Genomic DNA, 23954 nt, shown 5'->3' with positions numbered 1-23954 from the left:
TCAGATTCGGACGGGTCTTTGTTCGCGTGTGCGCCATTGGTGCGAGAGGGTATATTCGATAGGTCGCGAACGATCGAGTTTCCCCTCAACGAGGTCAACCCGCATCATGCCATCACGTGTTTACGCCACCTGCCACATCGGCGATGGAGCATTCGAAGTCCTGCGCGCCCATGGATACGAGGTTGAAGTCTACCCGCAGTCGGACCCGCCGCCGAAGACGTTGATCCTCGAAAAGGTGCGCACCGGGATCGATGGCCTCATCACCACGCTCCGCGATCCCATCGACGCTGAAGTCTTCGAAGCGGGGAAGGGGACCCTCAAAGTCGTCGCGCAACTGGCGGTCGGCTTCGACAATATCAGTCGCGCCGACGCCAATCGCTACGGCATTCCGTTCACCAACACCGCCGATGTCCTTACCGAAGCCACCGCGGAGTTCGCCTTCTTCATCATGGGTGCCGCGGCCCGCAAGCTGTGGCCCAGTGAGCGTCTGGTCCGTGAGAACCGCTGGGGCGCCTGGCATCCGTACCTGCCCATGCTGGGCGATGAGGTTACAGGCAAGACCGTCGCCATCATCGGCACCGGCCGCATCGGCCTCGCGATGATCAAAAAATGTGCCGGCCTCGACATGAACATCCTGTGCTTCGATCCCGCGTTTCAGAACACGCAGTACATCGAGGGCATTCAGGAAGTCATGGACCTGCGCCACCGCCACGGCATCCAGAAGCGCGCGACAACGATTCGCTACGGTGTACTTGCTGAGGTCCTCGCCGCAGCCGACTTCGTCAGCGTGCATGTGCCGCTGCTGCGCGAAGGCGAATCGCCTACGCCGACGTATCACCTCTTCAACGAAACCACCCTGCGGCAGATGAAGCCCACCGCTTACCTGATCAACACATCGCGCGGACCCGTAGTTGACGAGACTGCTCTGGCCCTCGCGCTCCGCGAGCGCTGGATCGCCGGCGCCGCGCTCGACGTCTTCGAACAAGAGCCGCTCCCGACGGACTCGCCCCTGCGCGATCCGGCCATTGAAGACCGCTGCCGCATCTTTCATCACTTCGCCAGCGGAACGAAAGAGACGCGTCTCGATGTCGACCCCGACATCGGCATGGCCGGCCGCTGCGTACAGGCGCTGCGCGACGTGCTCGAAGCCAATTACGGCGGCGACTTCACGAAGATGCCGTACGTCGTGAACAAAGAGGCCTTCTAGGGAGCAGTAGAATTGGGCGGACATCTCTGCGCGATTACAAGAACGGCCGTATCGGCTCGCAGATCGCCTCGTGTCCCGGAGGGCCCAAAGTGAAATCATCATCGTTGCGTTTCATCCTGCTATCGTGCCTCTCGCTGGTGCTTGTTTTCTACGTCGCTGCAGCCGCGCAGAACTCATCTGCGCCCGAGCCAAAATACCGTACCAATTTCGTGGTCTACGACGTAGCGAAGAAGACCACCTCCACTCTGTTCACCATCGACGGCGAGTGGCACGCGCCCAACTGGACCGCGGACGGCAAGTACCTCGTCTCCGACATGGGCAACGCACTCTACCGAATCCCGGTGAGCGGCGCCGACAAGGGGAAGCCGGAGAAGATCTACTCCAGCCCCGACATGATCGCCACCAATGATCATGCGGTCTCGTGGGACGGCAAGCAGGTCGCAGACACCGTGATCAAACTGCCCATGCCGGCGAAGATTCGAGGCGCGGCGGACATCCCCAATCCGATTCTCGTCATGAATCTCGACGGGAGCGCAGCCCACCAGGTTCACATGGGGTGGCTGCATGGCTGGTCGCCCGACGCCAAATACCTCGTCTACACCGGCACCCTTCAGGACAGCGCCAGCCTCTACCGCATCAACGCCGACGGCAGCGGCGAAATGCGCTTGACCACCGCCAAAGGGTCCGATGACGGCCCCGAGTATTCAGCCGACGGCAAGTGGGTGTACTTCTGCTCCAATCGCTCAGGCAAGTGGAATGCATGGCGCATGCCGGCTGCTGGCGCGGGACCTGATGACAAGCTGGCCGAGAAAGTCACCACCGGCACGGATACGCAGGACTGGTTCCCGCACATCTCTCCCGATGGCAAGTGGCTTTACACCATCTCCTATCCGAAGGATCATCCGGACCACAATTACATCGGAGACGGGATGCAGATCAAGCTGCTGCGCCTGAAAGACGGAGTGGCTGCGAAAGGCGCCGACCTGACGACGGTGAGGACCTTCTTCGGCGGGCAGGGTGCAGGCAACACCGGCGGCTGGTCGATGGACTCCAAGAGGTTCGCCTGGACCGAGTACGAGAAGCTCTCGCCATCTGCAAAGTAAGGCGATCGAAAGCGAGTGAATCCGTGATCATCTTTCGCGGCAAAGACGGTCGGACACTCACCGTGGAGGATCTTCGCGGCGCGACCGGCAGGTTTCAATATGAATTGGTTGGGAGCAGGGATGTCCCCGCTGAGGCGCGGCAACTGCACCAATTTGCTCGCGAGGCAGGCGAGCAGGGTGACTACAGCAAGGCTCTCGCACTTCTCGAGCAGGCGTCTCTTCTAGCGCCGGAGTGGCCATATCCCGTTTACGACAGTGCCTACACCTTTCTGCTAATGAAGGATTTCGATCGCGCGAGAGACTGTTACCGCAAAACGTTGAAGTTGTCCCCGCGCGGCTTCTTTACTGCGATTACCGCTGCTCACACACTGGAGAAGGAAGAAAGAGGCGAACTGCCGCCCGGAATTTACCTGGCGTACCTGTCTTTAGAGTGGCTTCAGGATCCAACGGAGAAAGCGCGCTCAGTGCGCGAGTTGGTGAAGCGGTGTCCTCAGTTCGCGCCTGGGTGGAAAGAACTTGCAGCTCTCGCTGAGGATGACGGCGAAAGACTCGCGGCTCTTGAAAGCGGACTGGCAGCCGATCCGGACGCCGAAACCGAGGGCATGTTACTCATCAATAGGGCGCTGCTTTTCGACAGGCAGGGAGATCATGACCGCGCAATCCTAACGTTGGGAGAGTTGGCTCTCGACCCGAGCTCGCCGGCCGATATCGAGCAGATCGCGAAGGCTTGCCTGGCGATGATCGTGCAGAACCAGAGCTCAGAACCTCAATGAAAAAGGCGCGGTCAAAGCCGCGCCTTCCATTTAGCAATCAACCGATCAGTCGACGAAGTCCACCTTCGGCTGAATCGGAATGATCCCGCGCTCGTAGCCCAAATCCAGCAGTTTGCGGATCGCCTCGCGGCCATCCTTGCCGTAATCAAGCGTCCGCTCGTTCACATACATGCTCACGAACCGGTTCGCTAGCGAGGTATCCAGATCGCGCGCGAACTGCATTGCGTACTCCAGCGCCTGCTCGCGATGATCCAGCGCGTGCTGAATCGAGTCGCGCAGCGCCTTCGAAATGATCTTGTGCTCTTCGGCACCCAGCGAGCGGCGAATCGCGTTGCCGCCCAGGGGCAGCACCAGGCCCGTCGTCTCGCGCCACCACACGCCCAGGTCGATCACCTTGCTCAACCCGCTCGAAGCGTAGGTGAGCTGCCCCTCGTGGATGATCAGTCCCGCCTCATACTTGCCAGCCAGAATCGCCGGAATGATCTGGTCGAACGGAACCACTTCCGTTTCGATATTCGGATTGAATACCTTCAGCGAAAGATAGGCAGTCGTTAGCGTGCCCGGAACCGCCACCTTGATTTTGCCCAGGTCTTCAGGTGTCAGTTTCTTCGCAGAAACCACCATGGGCCCGTAGCCCTCGCCCACGCTGCCGCCGCAGCCCATCAGCGTGTAGTTGTCCTGCACGTAAGGGTAGGCATGGAAGCTGATCGCCGAGACGTCGTAGAACGCTTCATTCTGCGCGCGCCGATTCAGCGTTTCGATATCGGTGAGAGTGTGCGTGAAGCGATAGCCGGGGACGCGAACCTTATTCGTGGCCAGCCCATAAAACATGAATGCGTCATCGGAGTCGGGGCTGTGCGCAATGGAAATTTCGCGGACGCCGGCCGCGGTGGCAGGTCCTGATTGCTGATTACTCACAGAATGCTGAGGTCCTTTCAAAGCTGAACAGTTGGGTTATTGCTGGCTGCGGCTCTTATTCATGCGATTCCACTGAAATCCAATGCCTGCAGCCGTTGCCACTTTAAGAGCATCGCCGGGGAGGAAGGGCATCACCGCCTGCGTGAATACCGCGCCGGCCGAAGCGTGCGTGAAAATACCGAGCCAGAGCGCGCCCACGCCCAGAATGATGACGTTGCCCACCGTCGCGCTGATCAGTGCCCACCCGAAGCTGCGCACGCTCATCCGCCACAATGCAGCCACAGCAAACGCCGCAAGGGGATAGGACAGCAGGTATCCGCCAGTCGGCCCAAAGAGGTGCGCGAATCCCGCTGCACCCGCTACTCCCGGCGCAAAGACCGGCAGTCCCGCCGCGCCCTCGACCAAATACGCTGCCAGCGTGGTCGCGGCCAGCCGCGGAGCCAGAAGCATTCCCAGCGCCAGCACGGCAAACGGCTGCAGCGTCAGCGGCACCGGAGTGAACGGCAGAGGCAGAGCCACGCGCGCGCACAAAGCCACCAGCAGGCTCCCGGCCAGCACAATTCCTGCGGGCCGCAGCCATTCCGCTGCCGATGCACCGGCTACGTTTGCGCTCATTGGGCGCGATGGAATGTTCATGGTGCCTCCTCCGTATCCGGATTCTCTGCCCGTTCCACTTGCGCGGGAGCCGACTTCCGTCGCTTATGCTCCTGCCACACGTGGTACGCAACGCCCGCCGACGCAACCAACAACGCAGCAAGCGAAACGAGAAGTACGATCATCAGCCAGCGCATGGTCCTGTTCGGATCCCATGGCCGGCACAATCGTCTCTTTTCGCTACTGCACGCACCCGCTACTCGGATTCATGCAAAGTCCTGGAGCGCGACAGTTTCAGGCAGACGGGAAGATCCGCTAACGGCAAGAATACCAGACCCGCCGCTGACCTCTCACCCGCTCAAACGCCCGCCAGGCTCGCCTTGAGCCATTCGCGATATCCCTGGCTCGCCGCCTCCACTGAGAGCACCAGAAACTCCGGGGTTTCATAGCTGTGCAGAGCCTTCAGCCGCGCGTAAAGCGCATCAAGCTGATCAACCTCTGTCTTCAGCAGAAGCAGGGTCTCGGAGTCCGTTTCGATCCCGCCGCGCCAGTGGTAAATCGACTCCACACCGGGCAACAGCGTCGCGCACCCGGCAAGCCGCTCCTCAACCAGCGTCCGCCCGATTCGCTCCGCCTCTTCGCGGCTGCCCGCCGTCGTCAACACGATGCGCACTTCGGGATTTGAATGAAGGGAGTTGGACTCAACCATAACTGTCCTCCGGCAACACTACGCATTGGGTCAGCCTCCAACAAGACTGACCCAATGCCCACAAGTATGGCATCCAACCGGGTAATCGAATGCTGCGGCGATCACATGGCTTGGTGACCCGGCACACCATATGCCCGGCCTGTGCTTGCCCAATCGCAGCCTCGAAAGGCAGTATGGAGTTGCAAGAAGGGAGCTTGAGACATGGCAAGTGCGATCAAGTTTGGCACCTCTGGCTGGCGCGCCATCGTGGCCGATGAGTTTACCGTCGCCAACATCCGTCTGGCCGTTGCGGGTATCGCGGAATATGTAAAGACTCAACCCGGTCCGCATCGCGTACTCGTCGGGCGTGATCCCCGATTCCTGGGCGAGAGCTTCGTCGACACCGCCGCGCGCGTCCTCGCCGGCGCAGGCGTAACCCCCGTCGTCATTCCCGATGCCGCACCCACCCCCGCCATCGCGCATGCCGTACGCACCTTCAAAACCGTGGGCGCCCTCAACTTCACCGCATCGCATAATCCGCCGGAATACAACGGCATCAAGTACTCGAGCCCTGACGGCGCGCCTGCCCTGCCTGAAGTCACAAGTCAGATCGAAGCGGCCGTGAACCGCATTGCCGACAGCGGCGCGAAGATTCCGCAGGCCAACCCTCCCGACGGTGGATTCGAAACCGTTGACGTGAAGGACTCGTTCCTCAAGCGCCTCGGCGAGCTCGTCGATCTCAAGGCCATCACCAAGTCGGGCATCAAGGTGGTCTACGATCCCTTCTGGGGTGCCGGCCGTGGCTATAGCTGCCGCATCCTGCGCCAGGCCGGCGTCCCCGTCGAAACCGTCCACGACTACCGCGACGTTCTCTTCGGCGGTCACGCCCCCGAGCCCGACGATCACCTGCTCGATGCCGCGAAACGCAAGATGCGCGAAATCGGCGCCAAGATCGTCATTGCCACCGACGGCGACGCCGACCGATTCGGCATCGTCGACGAGGACGGCACCTTCATCCAGCCCAACTACGTCATCGCGCTTCTGTTCGACTACCTCGTCGAAACCCGTGGCTGGCGCAACGGCGTGGCCAAGAGCGTCGCCACCACCAACCTGGTCAACGCCCTCGCAGAGCACCACAAAGTCCCGCTCTATGAAACCCCGGTCGGATTCAAGTACATCGGCGAGCTCATCATTGAAGACAAAATCGCCATCGGCGGCGAAGAGTCCGCAGGCCTCACCATTCGCGGCCACGTTCCAGAGAAAGACGGCATCATCGCCGGCCTTCTCGTCACGGAAATGGTCGCTGTCCGCGGCAAGAGCCTCGGAGTGCAGCTTCGGGAATTGTTTGGCAAGGTTGGTTCCTACTACCCCGTTCGTGAGAACTTCCGCTTGACCCCGGAGGTAAAAGCCCGGTTCACTGAGAAGTTGAAGGCCGATCCGACGGAACTGAGCGGGCGCAAGGTCAAGCAGGTTGTGCGCACTGACGGGCTCAAGCTCATTCTCGACGACGGCTCCTGGGTGTGCTACCGGTTGTCCGGGACGGAACCGGTGGTGCGTGCATATACTGAAGCTCGCAGTGAGCACGATATGGAAGCGCTGAAGGCCGCGGCAGAGAAGTTCGTTACTTCCTGACCGTCACCTTCAGATCGGGGAAAATGCAGGATCAATCAACAGTCGAGATGTTTGCGCCTGAACCGGTGCAGAAGCCGCCGGTTCAGGCGCAGCCTTTGTCGCACCGCGTTGTCCGTTGGGCGACAAACGGCTGGCGTTCGGCTGCAAGCGCGGTTGCCGTCGGCCTTGCCTTGCTGCTGGGCTGGCACGTGGTCAACGGCAAGCACGGCCTCTCGTTCTGGGAGCAGAAACGCGTCGAAGACAAGCAGTTGCAAAAGGAGATCGACCAGCTCCAGCAGGAGAACTCCCGCCTGCGTGTCCGCGTCGACAAGCTCAAGACCGATCCCGACGAGATTGAGCACGAAGCCCGCGAGAAACTCCGCTACGCCCGCCAGGGCGAAGTCATCGTCGACCTGTCAAATGAAGTCAAGCCCGCCGCAGCCTCTCCGTCAAAATAGATTGGATTCGCTTCCGGGGTGACAGGGGTATCTTGCGCGACGGCAATTCCAGTTGTAAAATTCGCTGGTTAATTCTAAAAAGCCATGCGCAACTTTTATCGGGTCCCCATGGAACTGCGCTGGGGCGTCATTCTCCTGCCTTGGATCGCGAGCGCAGGGGCCATCCTTGCCACTAAGTTTTCCTTGATGCGAGGCGCGGGATTTCACGAGGCCGCTCCCTTTCTCGGAGGCACAGGGCTAATCTCCGTCTTCGATACATTCGCGCTCTTTCGAAGCGATCTCCTGTTGCTCTTCTTCGTGGTGCCACTAATCATTCTTCTGCTCACCGTGCGAATGGCGCGCCGGTCGGCTTTCTATCTGAGTGCTTCTTTTTCAGCCGCCCTGGCGCTACTGACTGCTTTGCAGGCCCATGTTTGGAAGCTGACGGGGTCCTTCACCACTTTCCGACTCACGTACGGGCTTCTGGCATGGGAGATGGCAAGCCGCGATGCGTCATTTCTCGCTATCCATACTCAGGTGTGGGTAGCTTTTGGGACCTTACTTTTTCTTACTGCGATATTCGCCTTCATCGTGCACCAACTAATTGCTAACGCGCTTACCAGCCGTCATGTGGTATTTGGCGAATGTGCTGCTCTCGCTTGCATTGCGGCGGCGATCCCCTTAGGACTCATTGCATGGATTCCCCGAATCCCGCCTGGTCCGTGGACCTCGCCCCTCCTCGGAAATGCAGTGTATTCGTTCTTCTTCGAAGACATGGCCAGGTCATCGCGCATCCGGCAACTGCAGGCTTATGGCACTGATCGGTTAATGGAAATGTATCGCTCAAGCGCCCTGGCTCCTCCAACGCAACCATCTAGCTATTTCGGAAAAGCTGCCGACGCGAACATCGTCATTTTCACCATGGAATCGATGTCGGCTGAGGTTGTTGATCCCGCGAGTGATGATCTGGCCGACATGCCGAATCTGCGCCAGCTTCGCGAGCACTCCTTTGTCTTGGCGCGGCACTACACCAGTTTCCCTCAGACTGACTATGCCACCTTTTCCATGCTTACCTCCCTCTATGCACAATGCGTCATCCAGTGCAACCCAAGCGAATTGACTCAGACGCGCGGACCGAGGCTGCCGACACTTATGCGCACTCTTGATGCAGCCGGATATCGAACCGCCTTCTACGGTTTTGTATGGCAGATCCCCTCGCAGCGCGACGACTTGATGCTTGCGAGCCTGGGTTTCAGCGAATTGCGCCCGCCCGCGATTGATCCCGAAAAAGATCGCGCTGGTCTCACCACCTTCTACGGCCCAGCCGACTATACGGCAGGGCATGATCTCCAGTCTTTGAACTACCTTTGCCACGACATCCACGAATGGTCATCGAATCACCAACACTTCGCAGCCATGTACTTCCCCGAGGTAAGCCACGATCCCTATCGCGGAGCCGATGCTGGCACTGAAGCTTCCGCCTTGCGGCGGGGGCGCGCTCTTGCAAAGCTGGAAGATGGTTGGCTGGGACAAATCGTCCAACAGCTTCGTGACGACGGAGTACTCAAAAAGACAATCATCGTCGTGACTGGTGACCACGGGATGCGCTTCTCCGCCACACTTCCAGACGGATCGCACCCCCTCACCGCCGATAGAAAGCTGGACGACCGCGTCATGCGGGTTCCCATGCTTATCTATGCTCCGCAGGCGCTGAAGAGTGCGGTTCGCATCAACTATCCAACGAGTCACATCGATCTCTCGCCTACGCTTCTTGATTTGCTGGGCTTGAGCGGCGCTCCACTCCACGCGCAAGGGTCCCCCGTCACGGAACAGCGCCTGGCTAACCGCCGGATTTATTTGCCTATGGGAACATATGGTGCCTCGGGCTTCTACGAAAACGGGGCGTACTTCATGATCACTTCCGACGGTCGTGTTTACAAGAATTCCACCATGCGGTTCAGTGAACGCGACATACTCCCATACGGCAGTGCTGAAGGGAGCGAAGCGCGCCACATCGAGAGCGAACACGAGGCGACGCAGGCCGCTCTGCTGAGCAATCTGCTAAATGTTCATTACTGATTGCGTCCACGATTTCGATACTCAAGGAATGAAGCGGCGATCGTCGCGGATCGGGCATGTCCCGTCGAGAATTCTGGGCGCATACCAGATTCCCCTCAAAAATCCACGTGCCCACGCACCGCGCCCACCCACACCGGTCCGCGGTCCCGGTTGTAGCCCGGATTATTGAAGTGCTGCACATCGACGGAGTAGAACATGCCCCGCCAGGCGTGCCACGTGTAATAGCTCTCTACGATGTTCTCGCGGCCATAATTCAAGTTGCCGTCGCCCAACAGAAAGCCCAGGCCGCCCAGCCGCAGATACTCCTGGTGATCGCGCTTGATTGCATTTGAAACGACCACTGCGCCGAACTTGTCCTCGCCCCGTCCGAATCTCCGCATCGAGTAATCGCCGCCCGCCTGTACAGTCTGATCCACCTCCGTGTACGCATAGGACTCGTGTTGACCCTCATTCCATCCGAACCGCCCGAACAGCCGCAGATTGTCCGTGACTTCCTGCTGCATGTTGTAGTCGACCCCGTACTTCAGCGCCCCGAACTGCGCGTGTGCCGTGATGGTCGGCGTCGAGTCCACACCGGCAAGATAGGCCTGCACCGCCTCGCGATATACGCCCATGTGCGCCGTGTTCCCAAAGAACAGAATCCGCGTCGTGCCCTTGCGATTCGGCACCAGCGACTTCCGCAGCTCGAACTCGCCGTTCTGTCCGTGCGCGCGGCTGAAGGCCCAGTCCATGTCGATGCCGTTCGCGACCACTGGCATGGCGAAGATGCCGTAGCGCAGGCTCCAGGCCCGGTCGTCATACTCTGCCATCCCGCCCACCGTGTAGCCGCGCGTGTCGGCCGCATAGTCCCACGCACCGTTGTTGTCCACGGTCCAGTTCATGAACTGCAGGTGCGAGTCCGACCCAATGTCGTTCACATCGAAGAAATCCGGCAGCGTCATCTTGCCCACACGAAACTCAATACGCCGCTCCGGCACTTCCGTCGCCAGCGCAAAGAAGTTCGGCGCCTGGCTCACGGTCTTGCCCGTCAGCCCGAACACTTGGTGAATCTCGTAGCGCGCCAGATACGGCGTGCTGCCGAGACTCGGATTGCGCACCACATCGAGATTCGCAAAGCCCGCCAACCCCAGCGCCTGGCTCAGCCCGCGTCCGCCCGCCGACTCGATATCGAGCACCAGATCCGTGTTGTAGCGCACCGAGGTCGTTGGCCGCACCGCTGAGTAGAACGTGCCCACCAGCGACGTCTTGTATTCCGCCGAGTTGCGAAAGCTGTTCGGCCCCTCATACGGCGAGTGAAACGGCAGCCGGCCCTGGAAGATGACGTTCGCCTGACCTGAAATCCACCAGCGCCGCCCCTCGGGGTGAGGGAACATCGTGACCACCGGATCAGCAGCTGCGCCCTTCTTGTTCGGCTTCGGATCCGGTGGAACCGTGCCCGTCGTGTCGTCAGGCCTTTGCTGAAATCCCTCGCCGACATTGTTCTTCGCCACCGCCGAAGCTTGCGGCTGCGGCGCCGCTGGAAGCAATCCTGTGTCTCGCGCCTGGCCGCCCCATGCCTGCGCGCAGAGGCTCGCTGCAATGGCAGTCAGCAAAACAAACCTCGGCATCGACCAGGGACGGAACATCGAAGGCCTCGCAGCAAAGAAAGAGATCATGGGAGGAATCTGGGGAATGGCGCTCTATCTATGGTTATATCATCTTCGGTGAATTCACGATTAATGAAGTTTATTAATTATGGTTAAATCGGTCCCAAACAACGTACCGTACTGTACTCGGCATCTCACGTTGTTCGCCTATAGGCGACGCAAGCAGGAGTCATCCATGGAAAACAAAGCGGAATCGCGCGAACAGAATCGCGGAGGCAATACGGGATCCAGCACAAGCCAGAGCTCCAAAAGCCACGGCTCCAGCGGCCTCAACAGCACACAATCCAGAAGCGGCGAGAAGACGCGCGGCGGCGCAGGGGAGGGAATCGAGAGCGGCCGTCCCGACGAGCGTGGCAATCGCTCCGGTGGCCAGGGCGATGCAAGCCAGCAGTCTGGAGCCCAAACCGACGGTGGCGCGCCTTCGCGCCAGACAAGCTCCGCCTCGGACGAAGAGGGCCAGCTATAAGCATGCAAGCTGACCCGAATCATCGCGATTCGGGCCAGCCGCATCTTTCTAAGCTGCGATAGACGCGGACGAGTTGGTTCGCTGCGAAATCTCCGTCAGCAGTTGATCCGCGTGCTTCTCTTCGTCCAGAGTCTTCTGCAGCAGCGACACGTGATTCGTCAGGCCCAGGTGCTTGGCCCAGTCGCGCGCGCTGCCATACGACGCGATCTCGTAGTGCTCCACCTTCTGCGCTGTGGCAATCAGTCCCGCATCGCGCACCGGTCCTGATTCTGTTTCCTTCGTGATGTTTTCGCCCGACCCCACAATCGCGGTGAGAATCGGGTCCTTCTTGTCGTCGATCTCTCCCATCAGCTCCTGCAGCAAGCCCTCGATTCGCTGGACGTGAACCTGGGTCTCCTGAAGGTGTGACTGGAATGCCTGCTTCAGTTGCGTGTCTTCGGCGTGCTCGATCATTGCCGGCAGACCCTTCACAATCTGATTCTCAGTGGACAATAGATAGCGCAGCTGTGCCGTATATAGCTCGCGCAAGTTCGGAAAATCGTTGGGAGTGATTAGTCCCATGAGATACCTCGTTGGATTTGCATTCGTCGTGCCGATGGTTTGGAAGGGCCCACCATGCTTTCCGTTGCACGGTGCTCGGCAATTACAATTCGTCGCGTGAAGATGATTCAGCTCTCCTCCCTATTTTTGCCCCGCCTCTGACGGCCGGCGCCGCCTTCCGGTACTCCAAGGTGGCCGCACCCGCGGCCAGACGGTACTCACGTGCGCACAGAAAACCCAACGGAGATCCTCATGAACTCAGCAGATTCAGATTCGCGTGCCCTCACCCCGGCGCAGGAAGAGCAGTTTGTCCGCGACGGTTTCGTCAAAGTGGAGAACGCGTTTTCACAGTCCACGGCCGCAGAGTGCCGCGAGATCCTCTGGCGCGAATCCGGCTGCAGCGCTAACGACTCTTCCACCTGGACCCGTCCAGTCATCCGCATCGGAGACCGCTCGGAAGAACCGTTCCGTGAAGCCGCGAATACGCCTGCACTGCACGCCGCTTTTGATCAACTCGTCGGGCTAAGCCGATGGGTGCCCAGGCAGAGCCTCGGCGGATTCCCACTGCGGTTTCCGCACTCAGATGATCCCGGCGATACGGGATGGCACATCGATGCCAGCTTTCCGCTCGAGGGCGCAGAAGCCAATTACATGGAGTGGCGCGTCAATCTCACATCGCGCGGCCGCGCTCTTCTGATGCTGTTTCTGTTCACCGATGTAGGCGAGCAGGACGGCCCCACACGCATTCGTGTCGGCTCACATCTCAGGGTTTCCAAGTTGTTGCAGCAGGCGGGCAACGAGGGGCTGCCGTTCCTGCAGATCTCGGCAGCAGCGGAGCAAATCACCAGCGATCTGCCTGGGGCCCTGGCATCGGGTCCAGCCGGCACCGTCTATCTGTGTCATCCGTTTCTGGTGCACGCGGCGCAGCCCGTTCGCGGCAAGCACGCACGCTTCATGGCGCAGCCCCCGCTCTATCCAAACGGTGAACTCAATCTAAAGAGAACGGACCGGGACTATTCGCCCGTGGAGCGAGCCGTTCTTCTGGGACTTGAGTAGTATTACGCCCGCGCGGGCGCCCGCAATTCTTCCAGCGCGGCGGTCAGATCCGCGGCCAGCGAAGCCTGCACCTTGTCGTTCAGCTTGGTGCCCTCGCGCGTCAGGTAAAACACGTCGATCGCGGTCTCGCCTTCGGTATCGATCAGCGCCACTTCGATGTTGCACCCATGCGTGCTCAGCACCAGCGCGATCTGCCGCAGCAGCCCCGGCCCATCCTGCGCGATGACCTGCAGCAGCGTTGATTGCGTCGACGACAGCGAATCGAACTCGAGCCGCGTCGCAACCTCCACCTTCACATTCGCGCTGTGATTCGAGTGCCGCCGTGCTTCCAGCAGTTGTTCCACCGGCACCCTCTGCGCAACCACATCGTGCAGATACTTAAGGAACCGGCCCTTCTCACTCGGATTCAGCTCCAGCGTTCTGAACACGTCAGAGAACTGGAAGCTGTCCACAATCACTCCGTTGTCGTTTGAGAATGCGCCGGCCTTCACGATGTTCATGCCCCACGCGGCCAGCGCACCTGCCACGTCGGCGAACAACCGTGTGCGATCCTGCGCAATCACCGTCAGGTCGAACAGCTGCCGCATGGGCCGGAGATCCAACTGCACCGGATCCTTTTCGAGATTCGCCGCGAGCTGAAAGTGATTGCGGATATGCTCCGGCAGCCGCGTCTGCAAATAGCGCTGCGGCAATCCTTCCAGGAACTGTCCCAGCCCGTCATACTGCGCCGGAGTTACCATCGCGCGCAGCCGGTTCAGCAGCGTGGGATCGATGGCCGCGTGATAACGAATCTCGTCGACACTGCGATCCATGAAGTTCGCCGTTGCCATGTAAAGCTGCCAAAGATTCTCCGCCTTCCACGGCGTCAGCGCATCTGGATTGACCGCCTTGATATCCGCATAGGTCAGCAGAGTCAGCATCTTCAACAGCGTAGGGCTGCCAATCTTGTCGGCAAAGCTGCGCACGTTCTCCGGGTCGAAGATGTCGCGCCGCAGCGCATTCGACATTTCCAGGTGCTGCTTAATCAGGCGCAGAACAATCTCGCGCTCTTCCGCATCAAAATCCAGCCGCGCCATAAAGCTGTCGGCCAGCTCCACAGATCCTCCGGTGTGCTCCGTATCGCGCCTGGCCTTGCCCGTGTCGTGCAACAGCAGCGCCAGCAGAAACAGGTCCAGCCGGTCGATCTCGGGAAGCAATTGCCCAAGCCGCTGCTCGTAATCGTGATGCGGAGTGCGCAGCGCGTGCACGTTGTCGATCGTCAGAAACGTGTGCTCATCCACCGTATAGCGGTGGTAGCTGTCGCGAATCACCAGTGCGTCAATGCCGTGAAACTCCGGCAGCAGCATCTCCAGCGCGCCCAGCGCATGCATGGTGCGCAACGCATGCGCAGCGTGCGGCCCCAGCAGCACCTCCCGAAGCGCATTCCAAAGGAACGGCCCTTCAGGCACATGAATCGCCAGCGCCGGCAGTGCGTCGGTAATGCGGTCTTCTGCCCCCTGTGACAGCGTGTAGCCATGCGTCGCCATCAGCGAGAAGATCCTGAGAATTGCAGATGTGTCGGAGAATTGTGCGCCGGGAAGGATGTCGATGCGGCCTTGATCGAGAACGAAGTCGGTTCCTGCAATCGGAGTTCGCCGCCGGCGGAACTGCTTGTAAAAGCTGACCGGCGCGGGCAGGTTCTCCATCAGCAGCACGGCCCGGCGATAGACAACGCGCGCGTGCCGATAATAAGTTCGCATCCAATACGCCGGATCGGCCGTTCCCCGCGTCTCCAGCCCAATCGAGTTCGCTGCAGCTTCATCCTGCGATTGCCAGTCCAGTGTATTGTCGTCGCGATTGTGCCGGAAGTGCAGAAAACATCGGGCCGCAGCAAGAAAATCGAACGCCGCCTCCGCATCCCCGCGCGCGCTCTGAAACACTCCCCCTCGCTGCCGCGGCCACTCCCGCGTCTCTTTCAGGTGGAAGAGCAACGCAAACCACACCGCAAGGTGATAATCGCGCAGCCCGCCCGGGCAGTCTTTGAGGTTCGGCTCGAGATGGAAGATCGTGTTGCCGAATTTGGCGTGCCGCGCCCGCGCAATCTCGCCCAGCTTCTGCGTAATCGTGTTCCACTCGCTCAGCACCAGTCCCGGCAGAACCGTCTGGTGAAGCTGCTGATACAGCGGAAACTGTCCCGCCAGGAATCGCCGGTCGAGCGTTGCCAGCGTGAACTCCAGGTTGTCTGGATCGAACTTGCCCGCTTCCTTCACCGTGCGCGAAGCAGGGCTGGCCCGCAGCCCGATATCCCACATGCCCTGCACGATCGCCCGCACGTGTTCGCGCGCCTGCTCCTCGGTCTTGTCATCTGCAAACGCAAACAGCACGTCAATGTCGGAGAAGGGAAACAGGTCCTTGCGCCCATACCCGCCCAGCGCCAGCAGCGAAACGTTGAACCCCGGGTTCCCGGTGAACGCCCGCCGCCACATTTCGATCAGAATCCGGTCGACTACCGCCGAACGCCTGCGGATCGCGGCCGTCCCGTCGCCGGTGCGCTCGAATGTCTGGCGCACAAGCGCCATCTCCCGGTGATACTGCTCCCGTAAATCGTCAACCGCGATTGCGACTGGGTCCATGGGTTTGTTTTGAGCTTGTTTCCGGTCTGAAACGGAATGTTCATTCAGAATAAGCGATAGAGCGGTTTGGCGAAATCAGGCGGATATAAGGAAGGCCGTATGATGAGACACCCGCTACCCCTCCAAATACAACGGGGCCCGCGATCTTTTTGGTTCTGCAAACCGCGGGCCTTGGATTCTTTCGTCTGGTGAAACGGCCTACAGCGCCGTCTCGCCCCGCTCATCGTTGCGGATCCTGATCGCATCCGCGATCGGACTCACGAAGATCTTGCCGTCGCCGATCCGTCCCGTCCGAGCCGCGCCGATAATGGCCTGGATCGCCTTCTCCTTGCGCTCGTCCTGCACCACCATCTCGATCTTCACCTTCGGCAGAAGGTCGACCGTGTACTCGCGGCCCCGATAGAACTCCGTGTGGCCCTTCTGGCGCCCATGGCCGCGCGCTTCCAGAATTGTCATGCCCTCGATGCCCGCTTCAAGCAGCGCATCTTTCACCGCATCCAGCTTCGAGGGCTGGATCACTGCCTCGATCTTCACCATTGCAAATTGCCTCGGATTGATAGCCTAACAAACCATACGCGACCACTGCCCACAATGGTCCATCAGATTCGCATAAAGAACTGTCAGGAATTGAAATCGTAACCTTCTTCGCCGTGCTGCGACAGGTCCAAACCCTCGTTTTCGTCTTCGGCCGAAACCCGCAGCCCGATCACCTTGTCCACCACGAACAGCAGCACCAGTGTTCCTACTGCAGACATCACCCACGCGATCGCCACTCCGGCCCCCTGGTTCAGCAACTGCCCCCAGTGGCCGTCCAGCACGCCGGTCGGCAACGCCTTGCCGGATGCATCCGTCCCGAATGCTGGGTTGATCACGCTCACCGCGAAGATGCCGGTCAGAATCGCCCCCAGCGTGCCGCCTGCTCCGTGCACGCCGAAGGCATCGAGCGAGTCATCGTACCCGAACTTCGCCTTCACCATGAACACCATGAAGAAGCAGAAGAACCCCGCGATCAGCCCGATGAGCAACGCCGCCATGGGCTGCACAAATCCCGATGCCGGTGTAATCGCCACCAGCCCCGCCACCGCGCCCGAGATCGCGCCCAGCGCCGTCGGCTTGCCGTTGTGGATCCACTCGGCGATCGTCCACCCCAGCGCCGCTGCCGCTGCTGCAAAATGCGTGTTGATAAACGCGCTCGTCGCCAGCGATCCCGCATTCAGCGCGCTGCCCGCGTTGAATCCGAACCACCCAACCCACAGCAGGCACGCGCCAACGAAGCTCAGCACCATCGAGTGCGGCGGCATGGCGGTCTTGGGATACCCCATGCGCTTGCCCAGGTAAAGCGCCGTCACCAGTGCCGACACGCCCGATGTCACGTGAACCACTGTTCCGCCTGCGAAATCCAGCGAGGGGATATGTCCGCCGCTCGCGTTCAGCAGTCCGCCCACGCCCCACACCATGTGCGCCATCGGGCTGTAGATAATCAGCGACCACAGCGACAGAAACAGCGCCATCGCGCTGAACTTCATCCGCTCCGCAAATGCGCCCGTAATCAGCGCCGGCGTAATGATCGCGAACATCAGCTGATAGACCATGTAGGTCTGCTCGGGAATCGTCTTCGCGTAGTCCGCATCCGGCGCCAGGCTCACGCCGCGCAAAAACACGTGCTCGAATCCGCCGATGAATGCGTTTCCGTGTCCGAAGGCCAGCGAGTATCCAATCAGCGCCCACAGAATCGTCACCAGCCCCATCATTGCGAAGCTCTGCATCATGGTGCCCAGAATGTTCTTGCGCCGTACCAGCCCGCCGTAGAACAGCGCTAGCCCCGGCCCCGTCATCATCAGCACCAGCGCGGCTGAAACCAGCATCCACGCGTTGTCGCCAGACATCTGCGCGCTGTCCACGGCACTCTTCAGCGCATCAATCTGCGCCTGCGTAGCGGGCGCGGCGCTCGAACCAGCGGACTGCCCCATTGCGACAAACGGAAGAAAAACCATTGCGGCAAGAAGAAACAAACGCACTGCTTTGCGACCCATATACCTCCTGGGCAGAAATCCAATAGGTTTGAGGAGCGTGGTTGTGGCCCGCCGCCGTTACATTCAATTTGCGGGTTCGCGCCGACAAGCTGTCCGGCCCCGCGCCGAGCAATCCCGAAAACTCAGACGACTGCAAGCTCTGGACCTGCGGCTGCCGCTGAACATTATCGATAACCGAAGAATGTCACGGAACCCATAAAGACGGCATGAGGAATCCCCTCATGCCCACTGGAAAACTCATACCAAATATGCATTGCATTCGCCTCCAGCCGGTCGGCGATGATAAATAAAAGCGGAGCGAACCCCTGGCTGACGCAACCAGGCTGACAAACCCCAGAATGACAAACCCCAGAATGACGAATCAAGGATGAATCTGAACCCTCTTCTCCGCGTCGTCAGCGCGCTCTTCGCAGCGGCTCTCCTGCAGTGCGTTTGCGCACCCGCCTATGCCGCGGCGCCGTCCAACTCCTGCAGCAAGCTCGTTCTCGAAGGCGAAGTTACCGCCGGCCATGAATGGAAAGCGCCGCTCGGCCAGGGATGGCTCTTCCGCATCGTGCCTGTTCCACCCATTCAGGCCGGCTACTCCGGCTGGGACCTTGCGGTCGATCGCTCTGACCCCGCCGGCTTTCCCGACGCCCTCTATCTCGCCACTCCGCCTTTTGGCTCCATCAACGAGCGAGAAATTGCCACCACCTTCGGCCTCCGCGCGCAAGACGCCATCGGCTGGAACCCCCGCACCTTCCACTTCCTCATCGATCCCAAATCCTTCCACGAAGCCCAGCAGGCGTACCCCTCCGCATCTTCAGTCGATCCCAAGGCGATGAATCGCCTTCTCGAGCTGCAGAAGAACGCCGCCTCCGGTGAGTTCCGCATCCTCCACGCACATCTAGTCCCCGGTACCGCCGATCCCGCCCCTTTCGCGCAGCAGTGGGCACTTGCTGCCTCCCGCACCCCCCATCAGATCGAGTCATCCGCAAACAGCCAGGGTTCTTCCCGCGGCGAGCTCCGCTCCCTCCGCTTCCGTCTCACCCTCTGGCTCCCCGCAAAGTGGGCCTTTCCGCCGGGCGCACACCCTACCCCCTCCCCCTGTGGACAGTAGCGACCCGCTCCCACCCGACAACTCAATCCAGCAACTACTTTCACGCGCTATCATGGAACCATGGCAGAAACGGCGGAGCGCGATCGTTACCTATTCGGAAACTTGGAGAGCAGCGCGATCAATCGCGCCAAAGTCCGGGAAGCTAACTACGGCTACGAGCAACCTGAGGGCGTGTTCCTGACCACCCTCGATTTCGCCGTTAACTGGATTCGCAAAAGTTCTGTATGGCCCATGACCTTCGGCCTGGCCTGCTGCGCTATCGAAATGATGTCCATGGGTGCATCGCGCTTTGACATTGCGCGCTTCGGAGCTGAAGTCTTCCGCCCCTCGCCCCGCCAGTCGGACCTGATGGTCATCGCCGGCCGCGTCTCGCAGAAGATGGCTCCAGTCATTCGCCGACTCTACGACCAGATGCCCGAGCCCAAGTGGGTCATCTCCATGGGAGCATGCGCCACATCAGGCGGCGTATTTCAGAACTACGCCTTGGTGCAGGGAGTTAACCAGATCATCCCGGTCGACATCTATGTCCCGGGCTGCCCGCCCAGGCCTGAGCAACTGATCTATGCCATCACCCTCTTGCAGGAAAAGATCCAGCGCGAGCCTCGGAGTCTCCTCAAGACCCTCAACGTAGGGTAATCGGATTTTCAAGGTCCAGTTGAGGCCCGCCATGCCTCGCTCCGGCCTTATACGACAAAGTATGGAAAAATAGACAGTTCTCTAGGTCGATTCCTTATGGTAAACAGTGCATAACTTGGGGCCATGTCATTGAACAAATGTGCTCTTTGACCTCAAAGCTATGGTACGGTTATTAGTGCCGTTATTCGTTCCTGCAGCACCATGTGCATTAGAGTCTTCAATTTCGGAGCCGCACGGGTGCTTACGATTTACTGATTGTTTTTCAGCTTGATTTGCGGAGGATACAGCATGCAATCCCATCTTCTGAAACCTGTGTGCCGGGCGATCGCTCTCGCAGCCTTGGCCGCAGTGCCGGTTGCCCTGACCGCTCAGAACACGCCTAGTGCACCTAAACCCGCAGCCTCCTACGGCGATTCGCCGTCGCGCGCGGACATCTTCCTGGGCTATAGCTATCTTGCCCCTCACGACACGGTCAACACTCTTCAGCCAGACGGCGTCACCACCCTGCCGTTCCAGTACAAGGCCAACACCTGGGGCCTCCTCGGCAGTGGCGCGTACTACTTCAATAAGTACGTCGGTCTCCAGGCGGAAATGGGCGCCCACGACATGTGGGTGAATAGCAAGAGCAGTAACTCCGGTTTCCTCACCCCGGGTGGCGGCCTGATCTTCCGCTTCCCGACCAATGAGGTTACCCCCTTTATTCACGGCCTTGTGAACGGTGTTCGTGGCGGCGGTCCTGACCATCAGCCCTACACCTGGGGCCCGGGATTGACTGCTGGCGGCGGTATGGATATCGAAACGCCGGCCTTCAACCACCACCTCGCCATCCGCCTTTTCCAGGCTGATTACCAGTACATGCACCTCAACTGGGGCCCGGGCGTTTACGGTGGCCGCGCCAACATCAATGCCGCCCGTCTCAGCGGCGGACTGGTCTTCCACGTTGGCAGCATTGAGCCGCCTGCGCAGTTGACTGTAGCTTGCGCCGTCAACCCCACCACGGTCTTCCCGGGTGATCCGGTTACGGCCACTGCTACGCCCGGCTCCGCTGATCCCAAGCTGAATGTCATCACCACCATTAGTGGTGACGGCGTCGGGGCCAACAGCGGCAACACCGCTCCGGTGGACACCAAGGCACTGCAGCCTGGCCAACACACCGTCACCTGCAACGCCAAGGAAGGCAAGCCTGGCAAGGAAGGCCTGAAGCCCTGGCAGACGGCAACCGCCAGCACGGCCAGCTTCACGGTGAAGCAGTTCGAGCCGCCGACAGTGAGCTGCTCGGCCAATCCGTCCACCATCAAGCCGGGTGACAGCTCCACCATCACCGCCACCGGCATGAGCCCGCAGAACCGTCCGCTCACCTACACCTACTCGGCCAGCGGCGGCACCGTGAACGGTACCGGCAACAGCGCGACCTTCTCGTCCACGGGCGCGCCCACCGGTCCGGTCTCTATCACTTGCACCGTCACCGACGACAAGGGCCAGACCGCCTCGGGCAACACCTCCGTCACCATCGAAGCGCCGGTAGTGCAGAAGCCGAAGACCTCCTCGCTCTGCTCCGTCACCTTCTCGCGTGACAAGAAGCGTCCGGGCCGTGTCGACAACGAAGCCAAGGCTTGCCTTGACGAAGTTGCCCTCACCCTGCAGCGTCAGTCCGATGCCAAGGCCGTTGTAGTCGGCGAGTCCAACAGCGCCGAGAAGACTGCCCAGGAGAAGGCTGAAGCCAAGGCCGCCAAGATGAAGAAGCACGCCAAGCCGGTCGAGAACCTGGCCGCCCAGCGTGCCGTCAATACCAAGGACTACCTGGTCACGGAGAAGGGCATCGATCCTTCCCGCATCTCGGTTGCCACAAGCTCCGCGGATGACCAAAAGGTCGAGAACTACCTCGTGCCGTCCGGTGCTGACTTCAACACCGATGTCACTGGTACGTCCCCGGTCGATGAGTCCACGGTGAAGGCCCAGAAGCGCGTCGCGCTCCCTGAGCGTCACCACGCAGCAGCCAAGAAGGCAAAGAAGTAAGCCTCGGCTGACATGGAACTGCTTGCCCGGCCTGAACTCCACCACGGAGTTCAGGCCGGCTCAAGTTCAAACCATCCTCCTGCAAGTCTCGAGGTTGACCGGAGTCTGCGCAACGCGCAGCACCGGTCAGCCTCTTCGCTTCCTCGCCCCCCTCTTAGGCGAGAACCATCTCCCGGTCGATTTGCGCGACGCGCAGTAGTGATGAACACTCATATACTTGGATGGACTCCTTGCACCCCTTCATGAAATTCTTCCGGGCGCTCCATCGTGTTGCGCCTTTTGCCTTGCCGCTTCTCGCAGTTGCGTCGGCCGCCGCCCTTTCGGCGCAGGCAGCCTGGAGCCCCATCGGCCCCGACGGCGGCGATGCCCGCGTCGTTACCGCAGTTCCCGGCGACCCCCGTCACCTCTATCTCGGCACCACCAACAGTCTCATCTACGAGTCCACCGACGAAGGCGCCTCCTGGCGCCGCATGGTCAAGCTCGACGCGTCCGATGACCTGGTGGTCGATCACATCCTCGTCGAGGAATCCAATCCCTCTCTGATCTTTGCCGCTGCCTGGAAGTTCGATCATCCCGAGGGTGGCCTCTGGGTGAGCCGCGACGCCGGCAAAACCTGGAGTGAAGTGAAGGGTCTCAAAGGCCAGTCCATCCGCGCCTTCACGCAGGCCCCCTCCAACCACCGCATCCTCTTCGCAGGAACGCTCCAGGGCGTCTTCCGCTCGCAGGACGCCGGTGAAACCTGGAGCCAGATCACTCCCGCCGGCAGCACGGAACTCCACGAGATCGAGTCCCTCGCCATCGATCCGCGAGATCCCAACATCATTTATGCCGGTACCTGGCACCTGCCCTGGAAGACCACCGATGGCGGCGCGCACTGGAACAACGTCAAAGAGGGACTGATCGATGACTCTGACGTGTTCTCCATCATCATCGATCCCCAGCAACCCAATGTCATTTATCTGAGCGCGTGCAGTGGCATCTACAAGAGCGAGAGCGGCGGAGCCCAGTTCAAGAAGATCCAGGGAATCCCGGCCACCGCCCGCCGCACCCGCGTCCTCCGGCAGGACCCCGTCCACCGCGACACCGTGTACGCCGGAACCACCGAGGGCCTCTACAAGACCACCAACGCCGGCAAGACTTTCCAGCGTATGACCGGTCCTGAAGTCATCGTCAACGACGTCCACATCAACCCCACCAATCCTGATCGCGTCATCCTCTCCACCGATCGTGGCGGCGTCCTCACCAGCGATAACTCTGCCGTCTCATTCACGCAGACCAATCGCGGCTTCTCCGCCCGCAAGGTGCAGGCTCTCACCATCGATCCCAAGGACCCCTCTCGCGTCTACGCCGGAGTCGTCAACGACAAGACCTACGGCGGAGTTTTCTTCTCCTCTGACGGAGGAGAGCGCTGGAAGCAGGTTGCCGACGGCCTCGAGGGCCGCGATGTGTTCGCTCTTTCGGAATCACCCGACGGAGTCGTCCTCGCCGGCACCAGCAGCGGCATCTTCCTCCTTGAAAAGGAAGAGTGGCAGCCCCGTAACACCATCGCCAACACCATCGCGAAGCCCACCCCAACCGTCGTCAAGGGCAAGCGCGTCATCGTCGAGAAGAGCGTGAAGGAACCCACCCGCCAGTTCGACGGCCGGGTCTACGGCCTCGACGCTTCCGGCGATGTCTGGGCTGCCGCTACCAGCGGAGGCCTCTACACCAGCAAAGACAAAGGCGTCACGTGGCAGGGGGGCCCCGGCCAGGGAGCCGATTTCACTTCTATCGCTGTGCATGGCGAAACCATGGCCGCCGCCAAACCCGCCGGCATCGTCCTCTCCAACGACTCGGGGAAGACCTGGTGGCCTATGGGCATTCCCACCGCCGTCACCCACATCCACCGCATCATCTTCGCGGCAGACGGAACCCTCTGGCTGGGATCGCGCGAAGGCGTCTACTTCACCCGCGACAAAGGCAAGGCCTGGATGTGGGTCCATCGCCTGCCTATGAAAGACGTCACCGACCTCTACTACGACGCGCAGACGAACAAACTCCTGGTCAGCTCGCACGGCAGTGACTTCATCTACGCCATCGATACGCAAAGCCTTGATTGGAAGTGGTACCAGACCGGCTACCACCTCTACATGGTGCGTACCGCTGGCGACCGAATGCTTGCGGCCTCGCTTGATGATGGGGTCCTGGCCGAGCCCAAGCCTTCGCAAGCCCAGGCTGGCCAGCGCTAACGCTCCTCAGCGCGGTCTGCTGACCGCGCTGCAGGGAAGACATCACCCGTGATCCCCATCACAGACCCGTCTGCTATCTTCGACTAACCTGCTGACGTGGGCAGCGGTGTGTTTTTTCGAAGGCCTGTCTACAGCCCGTCGCGAAAGATCAGAGGGTGTTTACTAGAAAATTAGCTACCCCTCCCCCTGTTTTTACTTCTCCGTTTATTCGC

21 protein-coding genes are annotated in these 23954 nt (G+C 60.4%); 13 read left to right on the top strand and 8 right to left on the bottom strand.

All coding sequences use genetic code 11. The features are described from left to right. The first annotated feature begins 106 nt into the window (after positions 1–106). From MOP44_RS26060 to MOP44_RS26050, 3 genes are all read left to right on the top strand, one after another. Positions 107–1207 (top strand): 2-hydroxyacid dehydrogenase, encoded by a 1101-nt coding sequence (locus tag MOP44_RS26060; RefSeq protein WP_260793500.1) that lies wholly within the window; start codon positions 107–109, stop codon positions 1205–1207. An 89-nt stretch (positions 1208–1296) separates the two neighbouring features. Then, complete coding sequence (locus MOP44_RS26055; RefSeq protein WP_260793499.1) at positions 1297–2310, top strand: TolB family protein; 1014 nt, start codon at positions 1297–1299, stop codon at positions 2308–2310. A gap of 23 nt (positions 2311–2333) precedes the next feature. Next, entirely contained in the window at positions 2334–3083 is a 750-nt protein-coding gene (locus MOP44_RS26050; RefSeq protein ID WP_260793498.1) for a tetratricopeptide repeat protein, read from the top strand. A gap of 45 nt (positions 3084–3128) precedes the next feature. Here MOP44_RS26050 and MOP44_RS26045 read toward each other — a convergent pair whose 3' ends face one another. The 3 genes from MOP44_RS26045 to cutA all read right to left on the bottom strand — a co-directional run bounded on the left by MOP44_RS26045 (position 3129) and on the right by cutA (position 5304). After that, positions 3129–4001: a menaquinone biosynthesis family protein gene (locus MOP44_RS26045; RefSeq protein WP_260793497.1), complete on the bottom strand. Its 873-nt coding sequence runs from the start codon at positions 3999–4001 to the stop codon at positions 3129–3131. Positions 4002–4037: 36 nt separating this feature from the next. After that, a complete protein-coding gene (locus MOP44_RS26040; protein ID WP_260793496.1) occupies positions 4038–4637 on the bottom strand; it encodes a biotin transporter BioY in 600 nt (199 codons plus the stop codon). Between the two features lie 316 nt (positions 4638–4953). Then, complete coding sequence (gene cutA / locus MOP44_RS26035) at positions 4954–5304, bottom strand: divalent-cation tolerance protein CutA (RefSeq protein ID WP_260793495.1); 351 nt, start codon at positions 5302–5304, stop codon at positions 4954–4956. Between the two features lie 201 nt (positions 5305–5505). Here cutA and MOP44_RS26030 point away from each other — a divergent pair, with 201 nt between their 5' ends. The 3 genes from MOP44_RS26030 (at position 5506) to MOP44_RS26020 (ending at position 9410) form a co-directional block, all read left to right on the top strand. Continuing rightward, positions 5506–6915: a phosphoglucomutase/phosphomannomutase family protein gene (locus tag MOP44_RS26030; RefSeq protein WP_260793494.1), complete on the top strand. Its 1410-nt coding sequence runs from the start codon at positions 5506–5508 to the stop codon at positions 6913–6915. 23 nt (positions 6916–6938) lie between these two features. After that, the gene (locus tag MOP44_RS26025; protein WP_260793493.1) at positions 6939–7352 is read left to right on the top strand and encodes an FtsB family cell division protein; all 414 of its coding nucleotides are present in this window, start codon (positions 6939–6941) and stop codon (positions 7350–7352) included. 84 nt (positions 7353–7436) lie between these two features. Next, positions 7437–9410 carry an LTA synthase family protein gene (locus MOP44_RS26020; RefSeq protein ID WP_260793492.1) on the top strand — a complete coding sequence of 658 codons (1974 nt, stop codon included), beginning with the start codon at positions 7437–7439 and terminating at the stop codon, positions 9408–9410. A gap of 95 nt (positions 9411–9505) precedes the next feature. Here MOP44_RS26020 and MOP44_RS26015 read toward each other — a convergent pair whose 3' ends face one another. Next, positions 9506–11002: a carbohydrate porin gene (locus MOP44_RS26015; protein WP_260793491.1), complete on the bottom strand. Its 1497-nt coding sequence runs from the start codon at positions 11000–11002 to the stop codon at positions 9506–9508. Here MOP44_RS26015 and MOP44_RS26010 point away from each other — a divergent pair. Together MOP44_RS26010 and MOP44_RS26005 are read left to right on the top strand one after the other, a co-directional pair. Further along, positions 10989–11117, top strand: a complete 129-nt coding sequence (locus tag MOP44_RS26010; protein ID WP_260793490.1) for a hypothetical protein — start codon at positions 10989–10991, stop codon at positions 11115–11117. The genes MOP44_RS26015 and MOP44_RS26010 overlap by 14 nt on opposite strands. A gap of 114 nt (positions 11118–11231) precedes the next feature. Further along, complete coding sequence (locus MOP44_RS26005) at positions 11232–11522, top strand: hypothetical protein (RefSeq protein WP_260793489.1); 291 nt, start codon at positions 11232–11234, stop codon at positions 11520–11522. A 48-nt stretch (positions 11523–11570) separates the two neighbouring features. Here MOP44_RS26005 and MOP44_RS26000 read toward each other — a convergent pair whose 3' ends face one another. Then, positions 11571–12083, bottom strand: a complete 513-nt coding sequence (locus MOP44_RS26000; RefSeq protein WP_260793488.1) for a YciE/YciF ferroxidase family protein — start codon at positions 12081–12083, stop codon at positions 11571–11573. Positions 12084–12314: 231 nt separating this feature from the next. On the opposite strand from MOP44_RS26000, the gene MOP44_RS25995 reads away from it, so the two are divergent. Then, positions 12315–13118, top strand: coding sequence for a phytanoyl-CoA dioxygenase family protein (locus MOP44_RS25995; RefSeq protein ID WP_260793487.1), 804 nt, complete (start codon positions 12315–12317; stop codon positions 13116–13118). A gap of 2 nt (positions 13119–13120) precedes the next feature. On the opposite strand, the gene MOP44_RS25990 is transcribed toward MOP44_RS25995, so the two are convergent. The 3 genes from MOP44_RS25990 to MOP44_RS25980 form a co-directional block, all read right to left on the bottom strand. Beyond that, entirely contained in the window at positions 13121–15730 is a 2610-nt protein-coding gene (locus MOP44_RS25990) for a [protein-PII] uridylyltransferase family protein (protein WP_260793486.1), read from the bottom strand. A gap of 198 nt (positions 15731–15928) precedes the next feature. Further along, on the bottom strand, positions 15929–16267 hold the full coding sequence (locus tag MOP44_RS25985) for a P-II family nitrogen regulator (protein WP_260793485.1): 339 nt from the start codon (positions 16265–16267) through the stop codon (positions 15929–15931). Positions 16268–16350: 83 nt separating this feature from the next. After that, positions 16351–17700 (bottom strand): ammonium transporter, encoded by a 1350-nt coding sequence (locus tag MOP44_RS25980; protein ID WP_390905510.1) that lies wholly within the window; start codon positions 17698–17700, stop codon positions 16351–16353. Between the two features lie 430 nt (positions 17701–18130). On the opposite strand from MOP44_RS25980, the gene MOP44_RS25975 reads away from it, so the two are divergent. From MOP44_RS25975 to MOP44_RS25960, 4 genes are all read left to right on the top strand, one after another. Next, positions 18131–18862: a hypothetical protein gene (locus MOP44_RS25975; protein ID WP_260793484.1), complete on the top strand. Its 732-nt coding sequence runs from the start codon at positions 18131–18133 to the stop codon at positions 18860–18862. A gap of 60 nt (positions 18863–18922) precedes the next feature. Then, on the top strand, positions 18923–19498 hold the full coding sequence (locus MOP44_RS25970) for an NADH-quinone oxidoreductase subunit B (RefSeq protein WP_260793483.1): 576 nt from the start codon (positions 18923–18925) through the stop codon (positions 19496–19498). 288 nt (positions 19499–19786) lie between these two features. Beyond that, on the top strand, positions 19787–21514 hold the full coding sequence (locus MOP44_RS25965; RefSeq protein WP_260793482.1) for a hypothetical protein: 1728 nt from the start codon (positions 19787–19789) through the stop codon (positions 21512–21514). Positions 21515–21735: 221 nt separating this feature from the next. Then, positions 21736–23742 carry a VPS10 domain-containing protein gene (locus MOP44_RS25960; protein ID WP_260793481.1) on the top strand — a complete coding sequence of 669 codons (2007 nt, stop codon included), beginning with the start codon at positions 21736–21738 and terminating at the stop codon, positions 23740–23742. Positions 23743–23954 lie beyond the last annotated feature (212 nt).

Source organism: Occallatibacter riparius, assembly GCF_025264625.1.
In the GTDB taxonomy this organism is placed as follows: Bacteria; Acidobacteriota; Terriglobia; order Terriglobales; family Acidobacteriaceae; genus Telmatobacter; species Telmatobacter riparius.
Note: the sequence above shows the minus strand (reverse complement) of the source record. Positions and strands in the feature narration are given on the sequence as shown.

Bases quoted from the DNA above. Each gene is read 5' to 3' on its own strand.
- MOP44_RS26025 (WP_260793493.1), top strand. From the start codon at position 6,939: ATGCAGGATCAATCAACAGTCGAGATGTTTGCGCCTGAACCGGTGCAG.
- MOP44_RS25965 (WP_260793482.1), top strand. From the start codon at position 19,787: ATGCAATCCCATCTTCTGAAACCTGTGTGCCGGGCGATCGCTCTCGCA.
- MOP44_RS26005 (WP_260793489.1), top strand. From the start codon at position 11,232: ATGGAAAACAAAGCGGAATCGCGCGAACAGAATCGCGGAGGCAATACG.
- MOP44_RS26030 (WP_260793494.1), top strand. From the start codon at position 5,506: ATGGCAAGTGCGATCAAGTTTGGCACCTCTGGCTGGCGCGCCATCGTG.
- MOP44_RS26040 (WP_260793496.1), bottom strand. From the start codon at position 4,637: ATGAACATTCCATCGCGCCCAATGAGCGCAAACGTAGCCGGTGCATCG.
- MOP44_RS25970 (WP_260793483.1), top strand. From the start codon at position 18,923: ATGGCAGAAACGGCGGAGCGCGATCGTTACCTATTCGGAAACTTGGAG.
- MOP44_RS26020 (WP_260793492.1), top strand. From the start codon at position 7,437: ATGCGCAACTTTTATCGGGTCCCCATGGAACTGCGCTGGGGCGTCATT.
- MOP44_RS25985 (WP_260793485.1), bottom strand. From the start codon at position 16,267: ATGGTGAAGATCGAGGCAGTGATCCAGCCCTCGAAGCTGGATGCGGTG.
- MOP44_RS26000 (WP_260793488.1), bottom strand. From the start codon at position 12,083: ATGGGACTAATCACTCCCAACGATTTTCCGAACTTGCGCGAGCTATAT.
- MOP44_RS25995 (WP_260793487.1), top strand. From the start codon at position 12,315: ATGAACTCAGCAGATTCAGATTCGCGTGCCCTCACCCCGGCGCAGGAA.
- MOP44_RS26010 (WP_260793490.1), top strand. From the start codon at position 10,989: ATGGCAGTCAGCAAAACAAACCTCGGCATCGACCAGGGACGGAACATC.
- MOP44_RS25980 (WP_390905510.1), bottom strand. From the start codon at position 17,700: ATGGGGCAGTCCGCTGGTTCGAGCGCCGCGCCCGCTACGCAGGCGCAG.
- MOP44_RS26060 (WP_260793500.1), top strand. From the start codon at position 107: ATGCCATCACGTGTTTACGCCACCTGCCACATCGGCGATGGAGCATTC.
- MOP44_RS25990 (WP_260793486.1), bottom strand. From the start codon at position 15,730: ATGGACCCAGTCGCAATCGCGGTTGACGATTTACGGGAGCAGTATCAC.
- cutA (WP_260793495.1), bottom strand. From the start codon at position 5,304: ATGGTTGAGTCCAACTCCCTTCATTCAAATCCCGAAGTGCGCATCGTG.
- MOP44_RS25975 (WP_260793484.1), top strand. From the start codon at position 18,131: ATGAATCTGAACCCTCTTCTCCGCGTCGTCAGCGCGCTCTTCGCAGCG.
- MOP44_RS25960 (WP_260793481.1), top strand. From the start codon at position 21,736: ATGGACTCCTTGCACCCCTTCATGAAATTCTTCCGGGCGCTCCATCGT.